At 66.8% G+C, this 18670-nt stretch carries 22 protein-coding genes; 2 read left to right on the forward strand and 20 right to left on the reverse strand.

The window, feature by feature from the left end:
• The first annotated feature begins 68 nt into the window (after positions 1-68).
• Positions 69-485 (forward strand): surface-adhesin E family protein, encoded by a 417-nt coding sequence (locus DCN14_RS25865; protein WP_096507217.1) that lies wholly within the window; start codon positions 69-71, stop codon positions 483-485.
• Here DCN14_RS25865 and DCN14_RS25870 read toward each other — a convergent pair.
• Entirely contained in the window at positions 482-3070 is a 2589-nt protein-coding gene (locus tag DCN14_RS25870) for a hypothetical protein (protein ID WP_096507216.1), read from the reverse strand. The two genes, DCN14_RS25865 and DCN14_RS25870, sit on opposite strands and share 4 nt — an antisense overlap.
• Positions 3071-4489 carry a lytic transglycosylase domain-containing protein gene (locus tag DCN14_RS38785; protein ID WP_240327338.1) on the reverse strand — a complete coding sequence of 473 codons (1419 nt, stop codon included), beginning with the start codon at positions 4487-4489 and terminating at the stop codon, positions 3071-3073.
• Positions 4490-4538: 49 nt separating this feature from the next.
• Between DCN14_RS38785 and DCN14_RS38790 the strand changes: the two genes are divergently transcribed.
• Positions 4539-5147, forward strand: coding sequence for a hypothetical protein (locus DCN14_RS38790; RefSeq protein ID WP_240327339.1), 609 nt, complete (start codon positions 4539-4541; stop codon positions 5145-5147).
• A gap of 171 nt (positions 5148-5318) precedes the next feature.
• Here DCN14_RS38790 and DCN14_RS38795 read toward each other — a convergent pair whose 3' ends face one another.
• The 18 genes from DCN14_RS38795 to DCN14_RS25950 form a co-directional block, all read right to left on the reverse strand.
• Positions 5319-5645, reverse strand: a complete 327-nt coding sequence (locus tag DCN14_RS38795; RefSeq protein ID WP_240327342.1) for a hypothetical protein — start codon at positions 5643-5645, stop codon at positions 5319-5321.
• Between the two features lie 316 nt (positions 5646-5961).
• Entirely contained in the window at positions 5962-6540 is a 579-nt protein-coding gene (locus DCN14_RS38800) for a hypothetical protein (protein WP_240327343.1), read from the reverse strand.
• A 50-nt stretch (positions 6541-6590) separates the two neighbouring features.
• Positions 6591-7430: a hypothetical protein gene (locus tag DCN14_RS38805; RefSeq protein ID WP_240327344.1), complete on the reverse strand. Its 840-nt coding sequence runs from the start codon at positions 7428-7430 to the stop codon at positions 6591-6593.
• A complete protein-coding gene (locus DCN14_RS25885) occupies positions 7430-7981 on the reverse strand; it encodes a hypothetical protein (RefSeq protein ID WP_205212601.1) in 552 nt (183 codons plus the stop codon). Before DCN14_RS25885 ends, DCN14_RS38805 begins: the two co-directional genes overlap by 1 nt.
• Before the next feature lie 68 nt (positions 7982-8049).
• Positions 8050-8475: a GNAT family acetyltransferase gene (locus DCN14_RS25890; protein WP_096508843.1), complete on the reverse strand. Its 426-nt coding sequence runs from the start codon at positions 8473-8475 to the stop codon at positions 8050-8052.
• On the reverse strand, positions 8465-10768 hold the full coding sequence (locus tag DCN14_RS25895; RefSeq protein ID WP_096508844.1) for a hypothetical protein: 2304 nt from the start codon (positions 10766-10768) through the stop codon (positions 8465-8467). Before DCN14_RS25895 ends, DCN14_RS25890 begins: the two co-directional genes overlap by 11 nt.
• Positions 10769-10776: 8 nt before the next feature.
• Positions 10777-11400, reverse strand: coding sequence for a hypothetical protein (locus tag DCN14_RS25900; protein ID WP_096508845.1), 624 nt, complete (start codon positions 11398-11400; stop codon positions 10777-10779).
• A gap of 11 nt (positions 11401-11411) precedes the next feature.
• Complete coding sequence (locus DCN14_RS25905) at positions 11412-11636, reverse strand: hypothetical protein (RefSeq protein WP_096508846.1); 225 nt, start codon at positions 11634-11636, stop codon at positions 11412-11414.
• A 63-nt stretch (positions 11637-11699) separates the two neighbouring features.
• Entirely contained in the window at positions 11700-12110 is a 411-nt protein-coding gene (locus DCN14_RS25910) for a Bbp16 family capsid cement protein (protein ID WP_096508847.1), read from the reverse strand.
• 62 nt (positions 12111-12172) lie between these two features.
• Positions 12173-13165 (reverse strand): major capsid protein, encoded by a 993-nt coding sequence (locus DCN14_RS25915; protein WP_096508848.1) that lies wholly within the window; start codon positions 13163-13165, stop codon positions 12173-12175.
• Positions 13166-13174: 9 nt separating this feature from the next.
• A complete protein-coding gene (locus tag DCN14_RS25920; RefSeq protein ID WP_240327346.1) occupies positions 13175-13939 on the reverse strand; it encodes a hypothetical protein in 765 nt (254 codons plus the stop codon).
• 35 nt (positions 13940-13974) lie between these two features.
• The gene (locus tag DCN14_RS25925) at positions 13975-14319 is read right to left on the reverse strand and encodes a hypothetical protein (RefSeq protein ID WP_096508849.1); all 345 of its coding nucleotides are present in this window, start codon (positions 14317-14319) and stop codon (positions 13975-13977) included.
• 12 nt (positions 14320-14331) lie between these two features.
• Positions 14332-14676, reverse strand: a complete 345-nt coding sequence (gene gp10, locus DCN14_RS25930; protein ID WP_096508850.1) for a capsid staple protein — start codon at positions 14674-14676, stop codon at positions 14332-14334.
• Positions 14673-14969 carry a hypothetical protein gene (locus tag DCN14_RS25935; protein WP_096508851.1) on the reverse strand — a complete coding sequence of 99 codons (297 nt, stop codon included), beginning with the start codon at positions 14967-14969 and terminating at the stop codon, positions 14673-14675. The genes gp10 and DCN14_RS25935 overlap by 4 nt, the downstream gene beginning before the upstream one ends.
• On the reverse strand, positions 14969-16618 hold the full coding sequence (locus tag DCN14_RS25940; RefSeq protein WP_096508852.1) for a portal protein: 1650 nt from the start codon (positions 16616-16618) through the stop codon (positions 14969-14971). Before DCN14_RS25940 ends, DCN14_RS25935 begins: the two co-directional genes overlap by 1 nt.
• A complete protein-coding gene (locus tag DCN14_RS25945; RefSeq protein ID WP_096508853.1) occupies positions 16615-16842 on the reverse strand; it encodes a hypothetical protein in 228 nt (75 codons plus the stop codon). Before DCN14_RS25945 ends, DCN14_RS25940 begins: the two co-directional genes overlap by 4 nt.
• 72 nt (positions 16843-16914) lie before the next feature.
• On the reverse strand, positions 16915-17121 hold the full coding sequence (locus DCN14_RS38105) for a hypothetical protein (RefSeq protein WP_143331748.1): 207 nt from the start codon (positions 17119-17121) through the stop codon (positions 16915-16917).
• Between the two features lie 27 nt (positions 17122-17148).
• Positions 17149-18570: a TerL gene (locus DCN14_RS25950; RefSeq protein ID WP_096508854.1), complete on the reverse strand. Its 1422-nt coding sequence runs from the start codon at positions 18568-18570 to the stop codon at positions 17149-17151.
• Between the last annotated feature and the right edge of the window lie 100 nt (positions 18571-18670).

Genomic DNA, 18670 nt, shown 5'->3' on the forward strand with positions numbered 1-18670 from the left:
GGCCATCGCGGAATCTTGCGTCTTTCCGTCTATGCTAGGATCGCCGGAAACACGAAACGGGGGTCACAATGAAGAAGATAGCCTGCGCTGTGGCGGCACTGTTGGTTGCGAATTTGGCGGTCGCGGCCGACTGGCGCCCCATTGACGGGGTGTGGGCGAAGGGCGCTACCTTCTCAATCGACCAAGCGACGGTCGACCGGACCGGCAAGCTCACGAAGGTATGGGTTAAGGCGTCGTTCGATGCTCCACAGCGCTACCGCTCCGGAAGCGAGTCGCACATCTACCAGTCCGCGATTTCGCAATACGTTTTCGATTGCCGGACCCGGCAAGCCGCGATCGTTCAGTCGGTGACGTACGACAAAGCCGACGGCGATGGCGTGCCTGTCGACTCAACGAAATACCCGAACCCCATCGCCAACCTGGCCGAAGTCGTGCCCGGCTCCATCGGCGCCGGGCTCCTGCAGGCTGTCTGTCGCCCCGCTTAACCGAACGCCGCTGCGAGGTTCGGTGCACGCTGCGGCGCGCCAGTGCCGGGCGACCAGTAGTAGTCGTTGTGGTACTGGTTGCGCGACCGGTTCATGTTCCGCTGCGTGACGCCCGGCGAAAGATTCTCGGCGAGGTTGTCCCAAATAAGGCGGTTCCACACCGTTTTCCAAAACCACAGGTTGATGAGTGGCGTGTTCGACTGCGCGATCTTCAGCAGATCGGCGCCAACGTGCGTGTCCTTGCCCTGCGCTGCGTCCTGCACGTTCGACGAGATCGCGCGCAGTGGCTGGAACATCGTCGACAGCAGCGGGCCGCCGACCGCGCTACCGAGCAATGAGCCGTAGTCGGCCGATTCGAACGCGGCGACGAGCATGTCACCCACGAAGCCGGCGCCCCCACCCACCGAGAAAGCACGTGTCCAGAATCCGCCTGCGTGCTTCACGTCGTCGAACACCGGCTCGGGATCCTTGCCGGCGAGCAGGTTCTTCGCCTGCGTCGAGATCGCACCGATCAGCGTCGTGCTGACGACGAGCGCCGCCGCGTATGCCATCGGGTTTGCGAGTGCGGGCGCGCCGTCGACGCGGAAGTCACCCGAGCGCCGCATGTCGCCGATGCGCCCCCAGTGCCGCGAGATCATCGCCATCGGGAAGGACTTGAACTGCATAAATGACTTCTTCAGCTCGCCCGTGACGGTGCCTGGCGTGGCCGACGCGATCACCTTCGTGCGCAGATCCGGATTCAGCACGGCGAATTCGCCTTCCTCGCGGATCATGCCGAGCAGCTTCGGCACGATATCAGCCGCGCGCGCGTCACCGGTCGCGTACAGCGCATCGGGCGTCAGGTATTCGGCATCGCCGTACTTGCCCGGCGTTGCCTTGTTCACGATCGCCCAATCGTCGGCCGTCAACCCTGCACGCGTCAGCGCGCGGCGGTCCCATTCGGTCAGGCTGCCCCAATCAGTGCGACCGATCCCCGCGAGCCCGCGCATCATGTGCGACTGGAACGCCGTGCGCAGCGCGTCGGTCCAGCCGGTGACGCCGCCGAACTTCATCGTCGCGGCGGACAGGTTGCGGGCCCACGTCGTCGCAAGGTTGTCGGTGCCCCACCGATTCAGGCCGTGCTCGAGCGATTCGGCGATAAGCCCCTGCGACGACAGCCACGAGCGGAAGTCCTTCGAGCCGGGCGCCATCAGCCGCGCAGCCGTGCCGAGCGTCTTGAAGAACGGCACTTTGTTGTAGCCGGCGGTCACAAACATCGTGCCGACGTCGCCGAGCGCCGCCAGAATCGTGCCCTGCAGCTTCACGGCGCTGACCGTCGTGCGCAGCGTCTCCATCTGGCGCGCGAGCGCCGGATTAACGGGGGTGTTTGTCGCGCCGGTCACGTAGTTCCAGTACGCGCCGACCGACGTCATGCCGCCTTCGAGCGTGCGCATTTCCGTGCCGTCGTGCACGGCCGTCAGCTGCATCTGCGTCTTCATGTTGCGCGTCGGATTCGGGCCGTACCGCTCGACGAGCGCGATGTTCTTCGCCATGCCGCCGACGTGATCGACCAGCGCGTTCAACAGTGAGCCCTCGCCGAACTGGCGGTTGTACTGCATGTGCGCGTCCGCGTCCCGGAAGTGCAGCACGCGGTGCGCAGATCCGGCGTTCGCGCGCGCGGCGTTGCCGGCCGTCTCGCCCGGCACGATCTTGTTGACGCCGCCGTATGCGATGGTGTCCCACACGCCCTGCTTGCGCGGCGCGATGTTGCCGCGCGCGGTGGCGTTCGCACGCTCCCACGCCTCGCGGTCCTCGCCGACCAGCACCTTGCGCAGTTCGACGTCGCTCAGCGGGTTCCCGGCGTCGTCGAGATACCGCGAGCGGTCGAGCAGCGGCATCACAGCATCGGCCCAGGCGTGCCGCTGCGCATCCGACCCGTTGCCGAGCACCTTGCTTTGCGCGTGCCGGATCGGCACGTAGCCATAGTCGAGCTCACCGACGTTGCCGCCGGCACGGTTGAAGCGCTCGCGCATCGCGCCCGTCGTCTTGCCGATCTGCTCGGCGGCCGCCTTCGCGACCTCGTTGCCTGTCGAGCCGTCCGCGCCGCGATACACCTCGCGGATGATGTCGCGTTCCATCGCGGGGTTGTCCACGTCGAACGCGCGCGCGAGGAAGTTCTGCCCGACCTTCATCGCGTCGATCGCGCCCATCGTCTGCCGCATGTAATCCGACTTGATCGCGCCGGCGGTTACGTACGTTTGCTCGATGTCGTGCTTTACGACTGTCTCGCGCGCGCGCTTACGGTGAGCGCTTTCGGGATCGGCATAGAGCGCTTCCTGAATCCGATCGGTCGTCTCGATCTGCTTCGCGATCTGCAACTGCTTGCGGGCCCGGTCGAGATCAGCCTCATGCACGAGCTGCTGCCGCGCCCACTCAGCGCCTGCCGCAACGCGATCGGCCTGCGACATCGCCGACCACGCGGCCGGATCCTGACGCGCGGTCGAGCGCATGCCAGCGCGCACGCGGTTCTCGATTCCGTCGATCTCGGTCTGCGTGAGCTTCCGGCCAGCGGCCGCCTCGACCGCGTTGACGCACTTCTGGTGCATTTAGCCCCCCAAGCTGATGAAGCAGTTCGCGGCGACTTCGAACAGCCCCGCGTCCTGTGTGTTCATGGCGTGTTCGTCATCGATCTGGCGCATCAGGTCCGCGACGGTGCCCGTGCGCTCGCCGGCGGGCGTGTCGATCGTCACTTGCATGTCCGGCCGCAGCGCGGCGGCGTCACGCAAGTTCGCGTCGATCGCACGTGCGCTCGGCGCGCCAGTGTTCGAAGGGGTATTCGCGCGCGGCGCTGCGCCGGCGGGAATCATGTCGGCCGCCTGCAACACCGGTTCCAGCGGCTCGCGGTACGGCACTGGCTCGCGGCGCGTCTGCGCGCGCACGACATCCTCGACGAACCGCGACAGCGGCGTGCGGCGCGTGGCCGGCGCGTCGATTCCGGCGCGCGCGGTGCGCAGATCTGCCAGCTGAGCATCGAGCGCACCGAGCTGCTGGTGCGCTTGCTGTGCGCGTGCGTTTTCCTCGATCGCGCCGCGCAGACGCTGCACCTGCGCCTCGTGGTCGGCGATCGCCGCATCGATCTGCTTTTGCGCCTTTGCGGCCGCGGCCTTGTACTTCATGCCTTGGTCCTGCAGCTGGCGTGTCAGCTCTTTCACGCCGGCGGCGGAATCGTCCGGCCGCGCGGCGGTGAGCTGATCGAGCTCGGCGCGCATCTGCGACACGGCGCCCTGATCAGCGAGGCCCGCAGCTTGCTGCGCGACGTCAGTGCGCTGCGTTTCCGTGTCAGCGATAAGCGAGTCGAGCGCTGTCGCGCGCGCCGAGTCATCACCCGTGACGAACCGCGCGACATCCGGGAACTGTCCGGCATCCATCTGACGCGCGGCGAGTTCGAACGCATCCTGGTGCGCGGTCATCGCGGCGATGTCGCCGGGCGTGCCGAACACGTACGCGTCGTCGACGATCCGCTGGCCGCGCGCGAGCAGTGCCGCGTCGACCTGCTCGGGCGTCACGTGGAACGTCGCCGAATCGATACCACGCGTCGCGAGGTAGTCGTTCACGCGATCGAGATACGCGGCTGTCTCGTTCGCCGGCGGGCGCTCGCCGCGCAGCACTGCGGCCGCCTGCTTCGGGCCGCCGTTGTAGTCGGCGATCATCGCCTGCAGGTTGCCGCCGTACTGCTTCTGCGTGTCGGCCAGATACTTCGCCATGCCGTCGAGCGCCTGCACGGGATCCGTCGGATCGGTCACGCCGTACTTTCGCAGGTTCTCGGGCATCATCTGCGACACGCCGGCGGCGCCCTTCGGCGACACCTGGCGCGAATTCGACTTCTCGCCAGCGTTCTTCAACGCGAGCATAAGGTCCGGCGGTACGCCGGCTGCCTGCGCTGCCTGCACGGCATAGGTGTCGAGCTGCGGCGAGTCGTACGGCAGCGCGCGGCGGGCATCGAGCGCGAGCGACTGCAGCGGCAACCGCAGCGGCTGCCGCCGTCTGCCGCGCGGCGCGCGCCGTTGCCGCGGTATGTGCGCCCGCGAACGCGCCTGCCATCAGCGTCGAGGCGGCGATGTTCACGGGATCGAGCGGGTCGATCTGGTCGGCGAGGTGGTCGTAATCAGCATTGCGCAAGATCGCTTTCTCGATCGTCGCCTGCGCGATCGCGGCGCCCGGGCCGCCGGCCGCGACGAGTCCCGCCGTGCGCGCAACGGTCGAGCCGGCAACCGGCAACACCGCGCCGGCCGCCGTGAGCGCGCCCTCGACCGCACCGACTGCCGTCCGCGTACCGACTTCGACGCCTTGCCGCTTCAGGTCTTCCGCACGCGACATGCCGATCGACGTGCCGCCGACAGCGGCGCCAGCCAGCGGCCCGCCAAGCACGGCAGCCGGTACGATCTGCGTCAGCCCCGACACGACGCCCTGCACGGTCTGATCGATCGTGGTCGCGCGCGTCGGGTCCGGCTTGAACGTATCCGACAGGTCGTACGCCTTCGTGCCGAGCGGCGACTCGAACAGGTGCCCGACGCGCTGCTTCGCGATCGCCGCGTTCACCTGCTTGTCGGCGTCGGCCTGCGCCTGCGGGTTCAGTGTCAGCGTGTCGGGATCGACGTACACCTGACTCAGGCCCGCGGCTAGGTCCGACGCTGCGCCGAACAGCGCCGTCCCACCCTGCCCGAGCCCGCGTCCGACGGCGCGCGCGATCGAGGTGATAGACGTCGACGGATAGACGCGCGGCTCAGGTACATCGATCTGGTTCTGCCCGCTCAGAAAGCTGGCGGTCTGGTCGGCAACAGCGAATCGACCGCATTACATACCTCCCGGGAACGGCATGGTCGGAGATTGTCCGGCCGGCGCCGCGCCGGTCTGTGCGTTCTTCGTCGGGAACGTCAGATTGCACCGTGACCGGCGCGCCCGTCTTGTCCGTGACGAACTTGGATCCGAGTCGACACCGCGTACGTCCCGCGCAAGCACGACACGCACGAGCCGGTAGCTCGCGAACTGCTTCACGAAGTCGGCGACCGGAATCTCGTGCCCGTTCGCGAGCACGCTGTCGACGCCCGGATTTTCGATGTTCGCAGCCGTCACCGACTTCACGGCGCTCTGGAAATCGTCCTCGCGCCAGCCGTACGGCATGCGACAATGTTCGGCTTGCCGTTGATCTGCTGGCCGCCCGTCGTCGAGATCCCGCCCGTCGCGCCGCTGATCGCGTTTTGCACGTCGGTGCTGCTCGGTTGCGTGCGCCCCCGCCGCGCGCCGCGCTGCCGGCGGCGATGAAGTACGCGGCTTCTTTCGCGTCGTCGGCCTGCTCGGGCGGCAGCGCGTCGCCGATCGCGTTCGCGATTGTGGCGCGCATGCCCGTGCCTGCGACTTCGTCGATTTTGACCGTCTTGTCCTTCAGCGCCTGCGCGCCCGTCAGAATGAACGTGCTGAGCGGGCGCCCCGCTCGTCGTCAGCAGCGGTTTGCCCGCCCACGTCCGCGGCGCCAGCCTTCAGTGCGAGCGCCATCGCCGGGCTCTTTTCCTTCCACTGCGCTGCGAGATCCGCGATGCGGCCGGCATTGCCGAACGCCTGCCCGATCTGGTTCAGCCTGCGCCTTCGTATCGATCGGCAGCGCGTCGACGGCGGTCAGCGTCTTTTCAGCCTCGTCCGGCGTCAACAGCGACACGCGACGGCCCGCCGCCTGCTCGACGGCGCCGGCGCTCTGTGCACGCGACGTGAGCGACGTGACGAGATTCGGCACGCTCGACGTGTCCACCTGCGGCACGCCCTGCAGCACCCCGCGGTCGAGCGCCGCGTTCCACGGGTCGGCCTTGTACGCGGCGACGCTCGCCGTGTGGATCTGCTCGAGCTGCTTCACGGCGGCCGCCTGATCCGGGTCGGTGCCGCGCGTAGCCGCTTCGGTCTGATACTGCTGAAGGGTCGCGGCCTGCTGCGGCAGCGACGCGCTCGCGAAGCCTGCGCGCTGGCTCGCCATGCCGACCAGTTCGCGCACCGCGCCGGCCACGCTCGTCCCTGCCGTCGCGGTCATGAGTTGGTTCGTGAATTCCGGGCTCAGCTGCTTTCCCTCATTCACGAGCGTCAACGCCTGTTGTGCAGGTCGACGGCCGTGTTCTCGCGCTGCAGCGCGCGTCGCCTCGGCGGCGTTCTGCTGCTGCGCGACGAGCGTGCGCGCGTGGCCTGCAGCGCGACCAGCTTGTGCGGCGGCAGATCGCCGACCCACTCGTAGCCGGCCGGCAGCGGCTGGTCGGGCTTCTGCGTCATCGCGCCGAGCGCGGCCGCCGGGTCTGCCGACACCATGCGCATGCCGGCCGCCGTCGACGCCACGTCCTTGAAGTTGTCCGACAGCTTCGCCTTCGTCTGCGGGTCGAGTGCGGCGGAATCGATCAGTGCGAGCTGCGACGCCCGCGTCGAGCCGTACAGGCTCGGATCCATCGCGATCGCGCGCGCCGCGGTGTCGTTGCCCTGCTGATACTGGTTGACGTTGTACGCGCGATGCTGCTCGGCTTGCCACGTCACCGCCTGCCCGGCGAGCGACGTGCGCAGATCGCCGAGCTGCATCGTGTAGAACCGCTTCGCCGGGCCTTCCGGCATCTGCTGCAGTTGTTGCTGCGCGTAGTCGTCGAAGCCCTTGATCAGGTTCGGCGTGAAGTCCGGCGCGCCCGGCGCGGCGCTATCCTTCGCGGTCTGCATGTTTTGCAGCCACGTCACGCGATCGTCGCCGATCTGGCGCGCGACGGCGGCCTGCTCGTCTTGACGCTTCTGCGCGGCGAGCACGTCTGCGCCCTGCCCGAGCGCTGTGCCAACCTGCTGCACCGCCGCGCCCGTGCTGTCATCGACGACAGTCAGCGGCGTGCGTGCGCCTGACGTCTGCAGCGCGGGCGTGACCTGCCGATCGTAGACGGGAATTCGAATCGACATTACACGCCCCCCGTAAAGCCGAACTTATTCGCGCCCGAGTACAGCCCGGCCGTCATGTTGCCCGCGCGCCCGAACGACGACAGCCCGCCGAGCGACGAGAACGAACCGCCCGTGCTGCTCGAGAACAGGCTGCTGCCGGACTTCGCGTACGATGCGACACCGCCGAGCAGCGACGCAGCGGCCGAGATCCCGCCGGCGAGCGCACTATTTCGTGCGCTGGCGCGCGCGCTGCGCGCCGCATACCGATCTTGCTGCGCCTGGTCCTCGAGCGACTGGCCCTGCAGAATGCCCTGGTAGCGCGTCTGCAGCGCGTCGAGCTCGGCATTGCGCACGCTCTGCACCTGCGTGTCGAGTGCCGAGCCACTGTTCGGATCGAACCCGGATTCGGCCACGGACGCACGCTGCGCACCGAGCTGCTGCGCCGCCTGCGCGCGCTGCGCTTCCTCTCGGTTCACGTTCTGCGCGTAGACCTGCCCGGCCTGCTGGTCGGACAGCGCGGCGTTACGATCGAGCGCGGCGGCCTGCTGGTTCGCCTGCGCCGACTTCGCCATGCCTCCCGAGATTGCGCCAACCGCCGAGACGGCGGCACTGCCAATGGTCAGTGCGGATACCGGATCCACTATTTCACCCTCGCAAAAAGAATCACGTCCCGCCCGTCGACGGTGTATTTCCGGCGCACGCCCTCGTTCACGAAGCCGAGGTGCTCGGCCCACGCGATGCCGGCCGCGTGCGATGCGTCGACGTCCATTTCGATACGGCGCCACGGCGCGTCGTCGAGCACGGCGCGCACCATCCGATGCGCGGGCCGGAATCGGCGCAGCAGCGCGGACGAGATCAGCGTCCACGCCTGCGCGCGGTTTTCCCAAATCTCGACGATGCCGCCGCAACCGAGCGTCACGTCGCCGTCGACGATCGCCCACCCGACACGTGTCAGCGTGCATAGTTTCTCGGCGTACTCGCGCGTCAGCGCACCAGCGACACCGGCTTGCGCCGGCTGCAGCTGGACCGACATGATGTGCTCAGGTGTCAGGCGCTTAGCGATCATCTTGCGTATCCAGAATCGGGAAGAAGCCGAGCAGCGTCACCGGCAGCGGCTGATCGTTTTGATAGCAAACCCACGACTGCCCCTCGTAACCGCCGCGCCAGTTCGATTCCATATCGCCGTCGAACAGCGGCACCGCGTTGTCCATCGCATTCGACGGCCTACGGAAATTCAGCGGTTCGAGATCGCTGTCGTCGAATGACGGGCCGACGGCGCCGCCCTGGCTCCGCGAGAAGCGCGTCACGATGTTCGACACGCGCTTTGTCTTTCCTTGCGCTGTCCCGTTTGCGGCGCCGGCGTTCAGCTGCATGGTTTGGATACGACATTTCGTCGGAACTCCGATGTGCACGACAGACGCCGGCCAGTCGAGCGGGATCGATCCGGCCGCGACCGTGCGTGACGGGTGCACCGCGCCGTCGGTCAGCACCGCGACGGTTTGCCCTTCGAGGTGCGCCAGCCCGGTAACGGCGGTGGTCGGCGCGCCGCTATAGGTAATACCCGCATCGACGTAGAATGCCGACGACTGCGCGTCGTCGTCCTGCAGCGACGGGTTCAGGTATTCGACATAGCGCACCGTGTGCCCGTTGATCGTGCGGCGCACGATCACCCACAGGTCATCGGATGCGCCATCCGGCGCGGGCATCGATGCAACACATTCGACGAACCCGTTCGCGTCCGGATGGCGGTGCCAGCCGTAGACGTCGCTGCGGCCTGCTTCTTCGTCATACGTGCAGCCGATCAGCTGGCCGTCGGCGCGCGCGGCCCAAATGACGGAGTGCGGCTCCTGCTGATAGCAGAGCGACATGATTCCGTTGTTCGAGCCAGCGCGGCCGCGCGTAATGTGGTCGGCGATCTTCGTGACGTCCGTCGACACGTAGTTGTCGGACGAAAAGTCGTATTTGAAGTCGCGCAGCTTGCGGCCCGACTTCTGCACGAACAGGATCGTGCCGCCGACCTCGACCGGCTGCAGGCGCTTCGAGCCGTACGACGTGCGCCGGCGGGCGTTCATGTTCGTCGCGCTCAGCGCCTGCGAACCGTTCGCCTTGCCGATCACCCACTCGTCGCCGGTCATCCCGACGAGCAGGCTGTCGGATTCGACCATCCACGCGAGCTTGTTGAGCCGGCGCGCGTTGAGCTGCTGCACGATAGCCGAGTCGTCGGTCGCCTGGTCGGCGTCCTTCGTCTTGAACACCTCGAAGTCAGCCGACACCGACAGCGCGAGCCAGCGATCGCGCATCATGCACAGGCGTTCGCTCCAGAACGTCCCCATCTGCGGGAAGCCGTCGGTCGAGTTGAACAGCGAGCGGCCCCATTTGTACGTACCCGATGCGACGACCGTGTTCGGCAGCATGCACGGATCGGCGGGATCGTTCGTCGTCACGGTGCCCGCGACGTGCTGCGCGTCGGTGAAAGCCGTGATCAGCACCGTGCCGTAACCCGAATGCTGATACTCCCATTCCGCGCCGATCGAGCCCCACTCGTCGGTCGTCGACTCGTCCTGCCCGGTGCCATCCCATCGACGGCCGATCGTATGCGTCGGTGTCTCTGCGCCCGTGACCTGCGGCGTGTTCGCGCCGATCTGCGTGCACTTATACACGCGGTTGTCGACGCGACGAAGATCGCCGACGGCGATCTTCTGGTGCACGACCCACGGCTTGACGTACGAGTTATCGACTTGCTCGAGATAGAACAGTGTGCCGATGTCGGACGCCCGGAAAATGCCCGAGCTCGCCGTCAGCGTCACTGCGCCAGTCTGCGCGCTTGCCTGCACCGTCACGCTGCTGTCGATGTTCACCGACGCGAACGGGCCGCCCACGAACGTGACGGCCTGCAGCGTGAACGTCGTCGCCCCGGTGCGCAGCAGCTTCTGCGTCGGGTACGCGCCGTGGAACAGGTACATCGTGTCCGCGCTTTGCGCGACGCGGATCGCGAACGTGCCGTCCTCCGTCGTCAGGTCTGCGAGCGCGTACGGCGTCGCGATCTCGACGGGTGTGCCGGCGCTGACGAGCTGGCCGCGATTCACGAAGAAGCGAAGGTAGTGATCGCCGAATTCCAGCATGTACGCGATGCCGTCCGACACGATGAACGGCAGCAACCACGCCTGCTTGGTCGAATCCTTGATCGGTGCGACGAAGCGCTTGCCGCCGCGGCGGATCGCCGGGCCCTGCACCGTGGCGATGAAGTTCTCCATCACCTTGCACCCGTTCGGGTACTTGGCCAGGTCTACGCGCGCGCCGAGCAGCGGCGAAAGCTCGCCGGCGTCGAACGAAACCTGCTGCGGTGCTGCCTTCGGCATGCGCCCTCCTAACTACGTACGATCGGGGTTTCGGCCAGGTACGGCACGCCGTTGCGCGATTCCAGCCACGTGTCGTCACCGATCGGCTGCGACGGGCGTTCGATCGCGTTGACGCGGATCGCCTTCGTGATCGCCTGCTCGTGCTCGGCCCATGCGGCTTGGCGCTTCGTCGAGCTCTGCGTCAGGGTTTCGCACGCCTCGGCGGCGAGGCGACATGCGAACGCCTCGCGGAACAGCGGATCCATCGCGTTCGGATCGGTGACGCGCTTCGCGTATCGGATCGCGAGCGGCGCTTGCAGATCGGTCAGCAGGTTGCCGTTCTCGATGCTGAACAGCCCGCGCGTGTCGGTACGCGGATAGATAAGGAACTGCCCGATCTGGATCAGGCGAATGAAGTCGGCGGGCAGTCGGTACTGATAGCCGAACCCGAACAGCGGCGCATCGGCGAGCGCCGCAAGCTGCGCGCGGGTCTTCGCGAACGACCAGACGTGCTCACGCAGGCACGCGTCGAGCACGTCGTCGTACATCGAATTCAGCGCGGCCGCTGCCTTCGAGTCCTCGTCGAGCGAAGTGATGCGCGCCGACCCGAGCTTGGTCAGCGCGCGATTCGCGATGCCTACCTGCGACGCCATTCGTCAGTCCGTTATTGCAGATCGTCGCCGGCCTGCGCGTCGGACGAGTCGGAACCATTCTTCGGATCCGTGCTCAACGTGCCGTCGGAGCGACCACGGGCTTTTGGGCCCGTCGGCGCCTCGTCGGACGGAACGAACCAGCGAGCCTTTTCGCCCTTCTCGACCTCAAACACTTCGCCAACGCGCTTGCGCGCTCCGCGGTAGAAGCCCGTTTGAATTGCCTTAACCTTCGGCATGTTTTACCTCGTTGTGTGCGTTGAGAGGGCGGCGACTGCCGCCCATCGATCAGCCAGCGTCGCTTACGCGATGCCGTCCGGATACGCCTGCCACGCCGTCGGATCCTGATCGGTCAGGAACGCGTTGAGCGTCACGCCCGGCGACGTGCCACCGAGCGTGTAGTTCAGGCGCAGATAGCGCTCGTTCGCGAACGGCATACCGATCACGAGACGCTGGCCAGCGGTCAGCGCGGCAGCGGCCGGCGAAACCGAGGCGATCTTCGTCGGCGACGAGAAACCGGAGTTGTCGTCGGTTTCCAGGTCGATCTGGTACGTGCCCGTACCGACCGCAGCAACCGCGACAGCGACGACGATCCACAGCGGACGGCCGGGACCGATGTCGCGGTCGCTGCCGAGGTCGATGATGTTCTGCGATGCGCCCGACGCCGACAGCGCCTGCGCACGCGAGAATTCGAGAAGCGAGTCGATGTACATTGCGATGTCCTTTCGAATGGGTTCGGTGGATGCCGACGGCGCCGTAGCGCCGCCCCGCCGCGTTAGACGACGCGCGATTCCGAGTTGAGGATCGCGTCCGTGCGGCGCACCGGGATGCCGTCGAACATCATCACGCGTTGACCCGACACGGTGTCCCACGTCAGGTTGTTCGCGATCTTGTCGATGATGCCGAGGCGCAGCTTTTCGCGAATGTTGCGGTTGACGTACCAGGCAGCGCGGCCCATGCCGAACTGCGGGATGCGTTCCGACGCCATGATCATGTAGCGGATCAGCGCCTGCGTATTCGCCGACGTTGCGAGATCGGACACGTCGATGTTGCAGACACGCGCCACGTAGCGCCAGTCGCGCAGCGTGAAGCCGAGATCCCACTTGTAGTGGGTGCGGTACGCTTCCATGCGGCCGCCATTGCCGTCGGCGTTTTCGACCGTCACCTGGCCCTTGTCGGTCACGGTGAGCCCGGTCTTCGAGCCCTTCGGCGTGATCATGTGCGCCGTATTCGGGCCCCACACGACCAGCCAGATCGACGTGTTGTCGGCGCCCGTGCCGCCAGCGTCGACGATGTTGTCGGCGTTCTGCGCGGCGAGCGAGTTGTAGCGCGGTGCGAGGCCCGTGAACTCGGCCGGCGCGGAACCTTCGTTGCCGTAGATCAGCGTCTGCGCGGCTTCTTGGTTGATGCCCTCGATGTGCGCGTGATCCTCCGACAGACGGAACGCCATCGCGTTGTCGTTCAGGTCGGCGGCAGCCTTGTCGACTTCTGCGTAGTCTTCGAGCTGGCCGCAATTGTCCGTGACCTGCACCTTCGTGGCCTTCGTCGGCTGAACGCCGCCGTACAGCTTGCGCCACGTCGGCGTCGGAAGACCGGAACGAATCGTCGTCCGGTTGCCCGTCGGCAGGTTGCCCTCGACGAACGTCGCGTCCGCGAGGATCTCGTTCGTCTGGTCGAGAATCTCGATCGTCTGTGCGACGGTGCCGTCCGGATCGAGGCCCTTCGCGATGTCCGCGAGGGTCGGGTTGTTCGTTGCAAGAGTAGGCATGGATGCTCCTTACGTTTTCGTGTTGGCGTAGAACTTCGCAGCGCGTTGTTCTTGAGTGAGCGCCGCGCCGCTGCCGCCGCCATCGCCACCCGGATTCAAAGTCCCTTCGCTCAGCGACGCGCCGATCTGCGAGAACACCTTGATCGCCGCCGCGTCGCCGGATGCACCGGCGAGCTTGTCGATCACCTCGGCCGACACACCAAACTTCCGCATCGCCTGACGGCCGAGCTCGACGTTCCTGTCGTAGCTGTCGCCCCATTCGCCTTTCAGCGCGGTGAGCTCCGCTTCGCCCTTCGCCAGTCGCGCGGCCTCGGCTGCCGTGTTCTGCTCGCCGACGTATCCGTTCCACTTCGCGGCCAGCGCCTTCGCGGCCTCGGCCGGGATACCGGCCTCGTGGAACCACGTCGCTGCGGTCTTCGCAAAGTCACCGTCGCCGAGCTGGTATTCTTCGACGGTCGCCGGCGCCGCATGCTTCGCTTCAAACTCACGCATCGCCTTCACTGCGTCGCCCACATCCTTGAAGCCCTTGGCCTCGACGAACTGGCGCAGCTCAGCGTCGGCGATAGATTGCAGCCACGCGGGCGCAGAATCGTGCGTGCCTGCTGCGGCAGTGTTGCCGTCGGCCGGCGCAGCGCCGGTTGCAGGCTGACCACCTTCGCCGGCCGGCGCGCCCGTTGCTGCGGGAGCTGCCGCCGGCGCACCGCCGGTCGGTTCGCCAGTCGTGCCGGACTCGCCTTCGAGCAGCCGGAATTTGCGGAACATGCGGTAAAACATGGAACCTCCTGAATCGGTTGGTTGTGGCCGAGGCGTTAGCTCGCCGGCTGCGCCACGGCGCGAACGAGCGCCATCACGCCGGTTTGGATGTCGGTCTTGCCGATATCGGCCCAGCGCCGCGGTTCGGCCTCGTTGAAACGCCGGAACTCGCGGCACTCGTCGGTCGCGCCCGCGTAGATCGAAACACCGGCGGCCTCGGGCCTGTCGAGCGAACGAATCGCATCGGCGCGCTTCGTTTCCCACTGCGTATCGATGAGCCCGGTGAGCCGCGCCTGCAACGCGAGCAGTTCCGCGCCCTTTGCCTTGATCTCGTTCATGAGATCGATCTCGTACTGCGACAGATCGCGGTAGCCCTTGATGTGCTTGTGCTGGTTGTCCATGCTGGTTCCTGGTCAGGTCGTCGGGGTGTTGCTGTAGAACTTGGCGGCGCGCTGCTCGGGCGATTGCGTTTCAGGTGCGAGCGCCATATCCGTGATCTGCAGCGACAGGCTGGTGTCGGTGCCCTTCTGGTTCTCGTACTGGCTTTTGCTGCACACCTCGACGCGCGCCATCAGCGTCAGCGGCACCCCGACGTCCGGCAGCGCGGTCATGCCGAGCTTGGCCAGCACCTCGTCGTCCAGGTAGATCGACAGCCCGCACGGATACGCCGGCTGATCCTCGGGCGCGGCGAGCGCGGTGTCTTCGGTGACTTCGGCCTTCGCTTCGGCCGGCGTGAGCTTCATCGATACGAGATTCATTCGGGGGCCTCGTCCTTCAGGGAGTTGAGCTGTTCGTCGTCCATGCCGAGGATCTGGATCAGGCGCACGAACACCTCGCGCCGGCCCTCGGCGACCATCGTCGCGAGCGGGTCGATCGTTCGCTGCACGGGGGACGTGATCACGGTCGACTGGTTGGCGCGGCAGAACTGCGCGAGATCCGCGAGCACGGCCTCGCCGGCCGGCGTCAACTTCCCGCGCTCGTCGCAGAAGCACCGCCGGTATTGCTCACGGCGGTTCCAGAATCGGAGAAAGCGGCTCACGGGTGCGCGCATCACACCCTCGCCGTTTGCGCGTTCACCTGCGCGTCGCTGAGATCCTTGATTGCACCGGCGGCCACGGGCGCTGCGGCGAGCATCTGCTGCATCTGCGCGGCCTGCGCGTCGGCAGCGTCCTGCGCCTGCAGTTCCTCGTCGGTGTTCATGGCCTCGACCGGCACCCCGCCGGAATCGGCGAGCAGGCGCGCGATGCGCTGACCGTTCGGCACCTTCGCGGCGCGCGGATCGAACTGCGCAACGATGCCGAGCTGCTGCAGCCACTGCAGCGTCGCGGCGCTCTCGCCAGCACGCATTGCCTTGTTCAGCGGGCTGTCGTAATCGATGTCGACGTTCGCGCCGGCGTCGATCAGTTCCTGCGGCATTTCCGGCAGCTGGCCGGCTTCTGCGAGGATGTCGATCTCGCGCGCGATCATCGGGCCGAGCAGTTCCGACTGCGTGCGGCCGAGCGTCGGTGCGAGCAGCACGCCCTTCTCCTGCGCGCGCTGCAGCACCTCGGTTGCGGTCATGTCGCCGCTGTCGACGAGGATCTGGAACAGCGTGACGTAGAACCACTGGTTGATCGTCTGCCGCGTGTCCTGCGAGAACTCGATGCCGATCTGCGCCTGCTTGCCCGTAAGCAGCGGCTTCACCATTTCCTCGCCCTTCTCGTTCAGGCCGCCCCAATTCAGGGAGCCGGAACGCAGGTCGAAACCTTCGAGCACGCCGTCCTCGCTCGCGAGCAGCGGCGGGTCGACCATCTTCTGCGCGCCGCGGATGTTGGTCTTCGCCATGTCGTTCGCCATGCGAATGTCCGGCATGGCGTCGTACGCGGGGCTGCCGCCGTACACATCGGCGGTGCCGACGTAGAAGCGCCCGATCGCGAACGGGAACGTGCGAAAGCCGCTGTTCTGGATGATCCGATCGCGGCCTTCGTCGAGCCAGTACGATGCGAATCGCATGTTGCGGCCGTCGAGCTTGCGCGTATCGCGATCGGCGCGCGGTTCGACGGCGTGATAGAAGATCGCCGACTTCTCGGGGTCACGCTCGAGCGCCGACTGCATGGACGGCGACAGGTTCTCGCGGCCAAAGCGCTGCGCGGCCTGGCGCAACGTCAGTTCCCACTGCACGTGCGTCTTGTCGATCAGCCCGGCATTGTTCTCGGCGAACCAGAGGCGCTGCATCGGCACGTTGCGATAGACGATGCCCTCGCCGACGTCGTGCTCGATCATCAGCGCGCCGGGCCCGAACAGGCCGATGCTCTGGTAGGTCGCGCCCATCTGCGTGACAAAGCCGCCCTGCCAGCGATAGCGCGCGCCGAACAGCGTGTGCACGACCTGCTGCAGATACGCCTTCACGGCCGCCGCTTCGTTCAGCGCGGTGTCGCCGGTCTTCAGCCGGTGCCACATCTGCGTCGCCGGCGTGATCATGGAATCCATCGCGGCGACGAAGTTGCGCAGCGCGAGCGGTGCGGTCGAGTCGAACATCTTCTGCGAGCGCTCGCGGCCCTTCTCGCTGTCCGGGCGCGGCAGCTGGCCGAACTTGTCGAGGCGCGGCATCAGGTAGTCGATGACGTCGTTCCACACCGCCTCGTACGACTGCCGTTTTTCCTTCATGCGGCCGTGGTCGGCGTTCAGCGCCTGCAGCAGCTTCGCGTCGTCGTTCGTCATTGGCCGAGCATGGCTTTGCCGGCGGCGCTGGCCGCGGGCGCGTTGACGGACGAGGAAGCAACCGACGTGGAGTCGCCGGCGAGGATCGTCGCGGCGGTGCCTCGGCGCTTGCGCAGCTTCGCGGTAGCGTCGTCGGCGGCCGCCGTGGTGTCGGTCGTCGCTTGCGTGTTGTCGGGCAGCGGGGCTGCTGCCGGGATGTCAGGGCTGAGCCCGAGGAAATTCATGCGCCTCTCCGGAGATTCCCGAAGAGGCTAGGCGGTCACGCACGCAGAATCGTGCGTTGTTGCGGCGGGGTGTCAGGCGGGCAACGTAGATCCGGCGATTTCGAGTGCTTGCGCGAAGCTGGCGGCATCGCTGAACGGCACTTCGATGTCGCGGTTGCCGGCACGGGCGTAGATGACGAATTGTCCGTTGCCCTCGTCGCGGATGCCGAACACGACTTGGAGCTTGGGAATGCTGATCCCCGCCATTTCCGGGGTTGCTGAATCGACGACAAGCGCCATACACCCTCCTGTGGTTGAACTTCGATTCTAGTCCGTCGTCGCGCGCGTCGGCCGCTTGCCGCTCGATCGCTTCACGCGCACCAGGTGCTTGTGCTCACCCGCGCCGACAAGCAGGTACTGGCTCGCTTCGGCCACGTGCGAGTACATGTTCTTGTCAGCCTTGTCCGCGTACCGCTCGCCGCTCACTGCCATGCGGCGGAAGCAGTAGCCGCCCGACAGCGCCTTGCGCAGCGTACGGCAATCCGGGTGGATCAGCAGCCCCGGCTCGCCGTCGATGATCCGCGTCAGCGCCTCGTCGACAGCGCCATAGCGCAGCGCGGTGTCGTTCGTCGGCGCGGGCTTCGCCTCGAAGCCTGCAGCGCGCAGGATCCGGAACGGCGTGTCCTCGTCGTCAGCCTGCGAGCGCTGGTCGCCGGCCGGGTCGCCGTAGATGCCGCCGATCTCGAAGCCCGGGTAGATCTCGGCGAGGTGCCGCTTCAGCTCGATGCCGAACTTCTTCGCGCCCATGCTCGTCGCGACGACTTCCGACCGGATGCGCCAGCCACCCATCGGTTTGCGCTGCCCGATCACCGCGGCCGGTGTCAGGCCGAAGTCCATGCCGATCCAGAGCGGCTGCGACTTCGACAGCTCGAACGGCTTGCAGTGCAGCGAATCCGCGTAGTCGGGATGCACCGGCCGACCGTCGACGACGAACCCGTACTGGTTGCCAAGGTTCACCTTGATCCAGTCGAATTTCTTGCCCTCCATGCCGCGCTCGTAGTACCGCGCCGGCAGGTTGTCGATGTTCTCGGCGTCCGCGTTCACGACCCACCGATCGCCGTCGCGGATGACGCCGCCCGGCTGGCGGAAGAACGCGTAGCCCTCGGGCTTCGTTTCCTCGGCCAGCACGTAGTACCAGTGGTCCGAGTCCGGCGCGTTGGTGTCGCCGAACACGCCGTACCACGTCGGGTGCACGTCCTTCGGATAGCGGCCGACGCGCAGGTCGAGCATGTCGAGGATCGGCTTCGCGAGCTCCTTCACCTCGTTCAGCCACGCGAACGTCAGCTGCATGCCGCGCAGCTTGCGCTCGTGCTCGGGGCGATCGAGCGCGATGAATACCATTTCGGCTTCGACGGTCGTGCCGTCCTCGAGCTCGAACGACAGGTAGTGCGTCGGCGGTTCGAGGCCGCCGCCCACCCATCGGCCCAGGTCGCCGAACATGTCGAGCCAGTCCTTCGCGGTCGTCGACAGCAGGTCGGGATAGGTGTTCCGCACGGCCGCGCCGCGCGAGCGCCGCACGCCGTCGGCGTCGGGCTCCTGCTCGCACATGATGCGGAACGCCTTCCAGCAGCTCGCGTTCGTTTTGCCGCTGCCGAGCGGGCCCATGATGAACGACCGCGACGCGCGGGACAGGATGTAGCGCTCGAGTTCGGCGCCCTGCGGCTTGTAGTGGAATTCGATTTCGCTCATGGAAAACCGGGCGTCGCGCCCGTCGAATGGGTAGCTAAGTGGGTAGCTGCGCGCGGTTTTCGTATGTTGCGCGGCGCGCAGCGCCCGCCAGATAAGGCGA

The sequence above is a fragment of the Burkholderia sp. IDO3 genome (assembly GCF_003366075.1).
Classification (GTDB): domain Bacteria; phylum Pseudomonadota; class Gammaproteobacteria; order Burkholderiales; family Burkholderiaceae; genus Burkholderia; species Burkholderia anthina.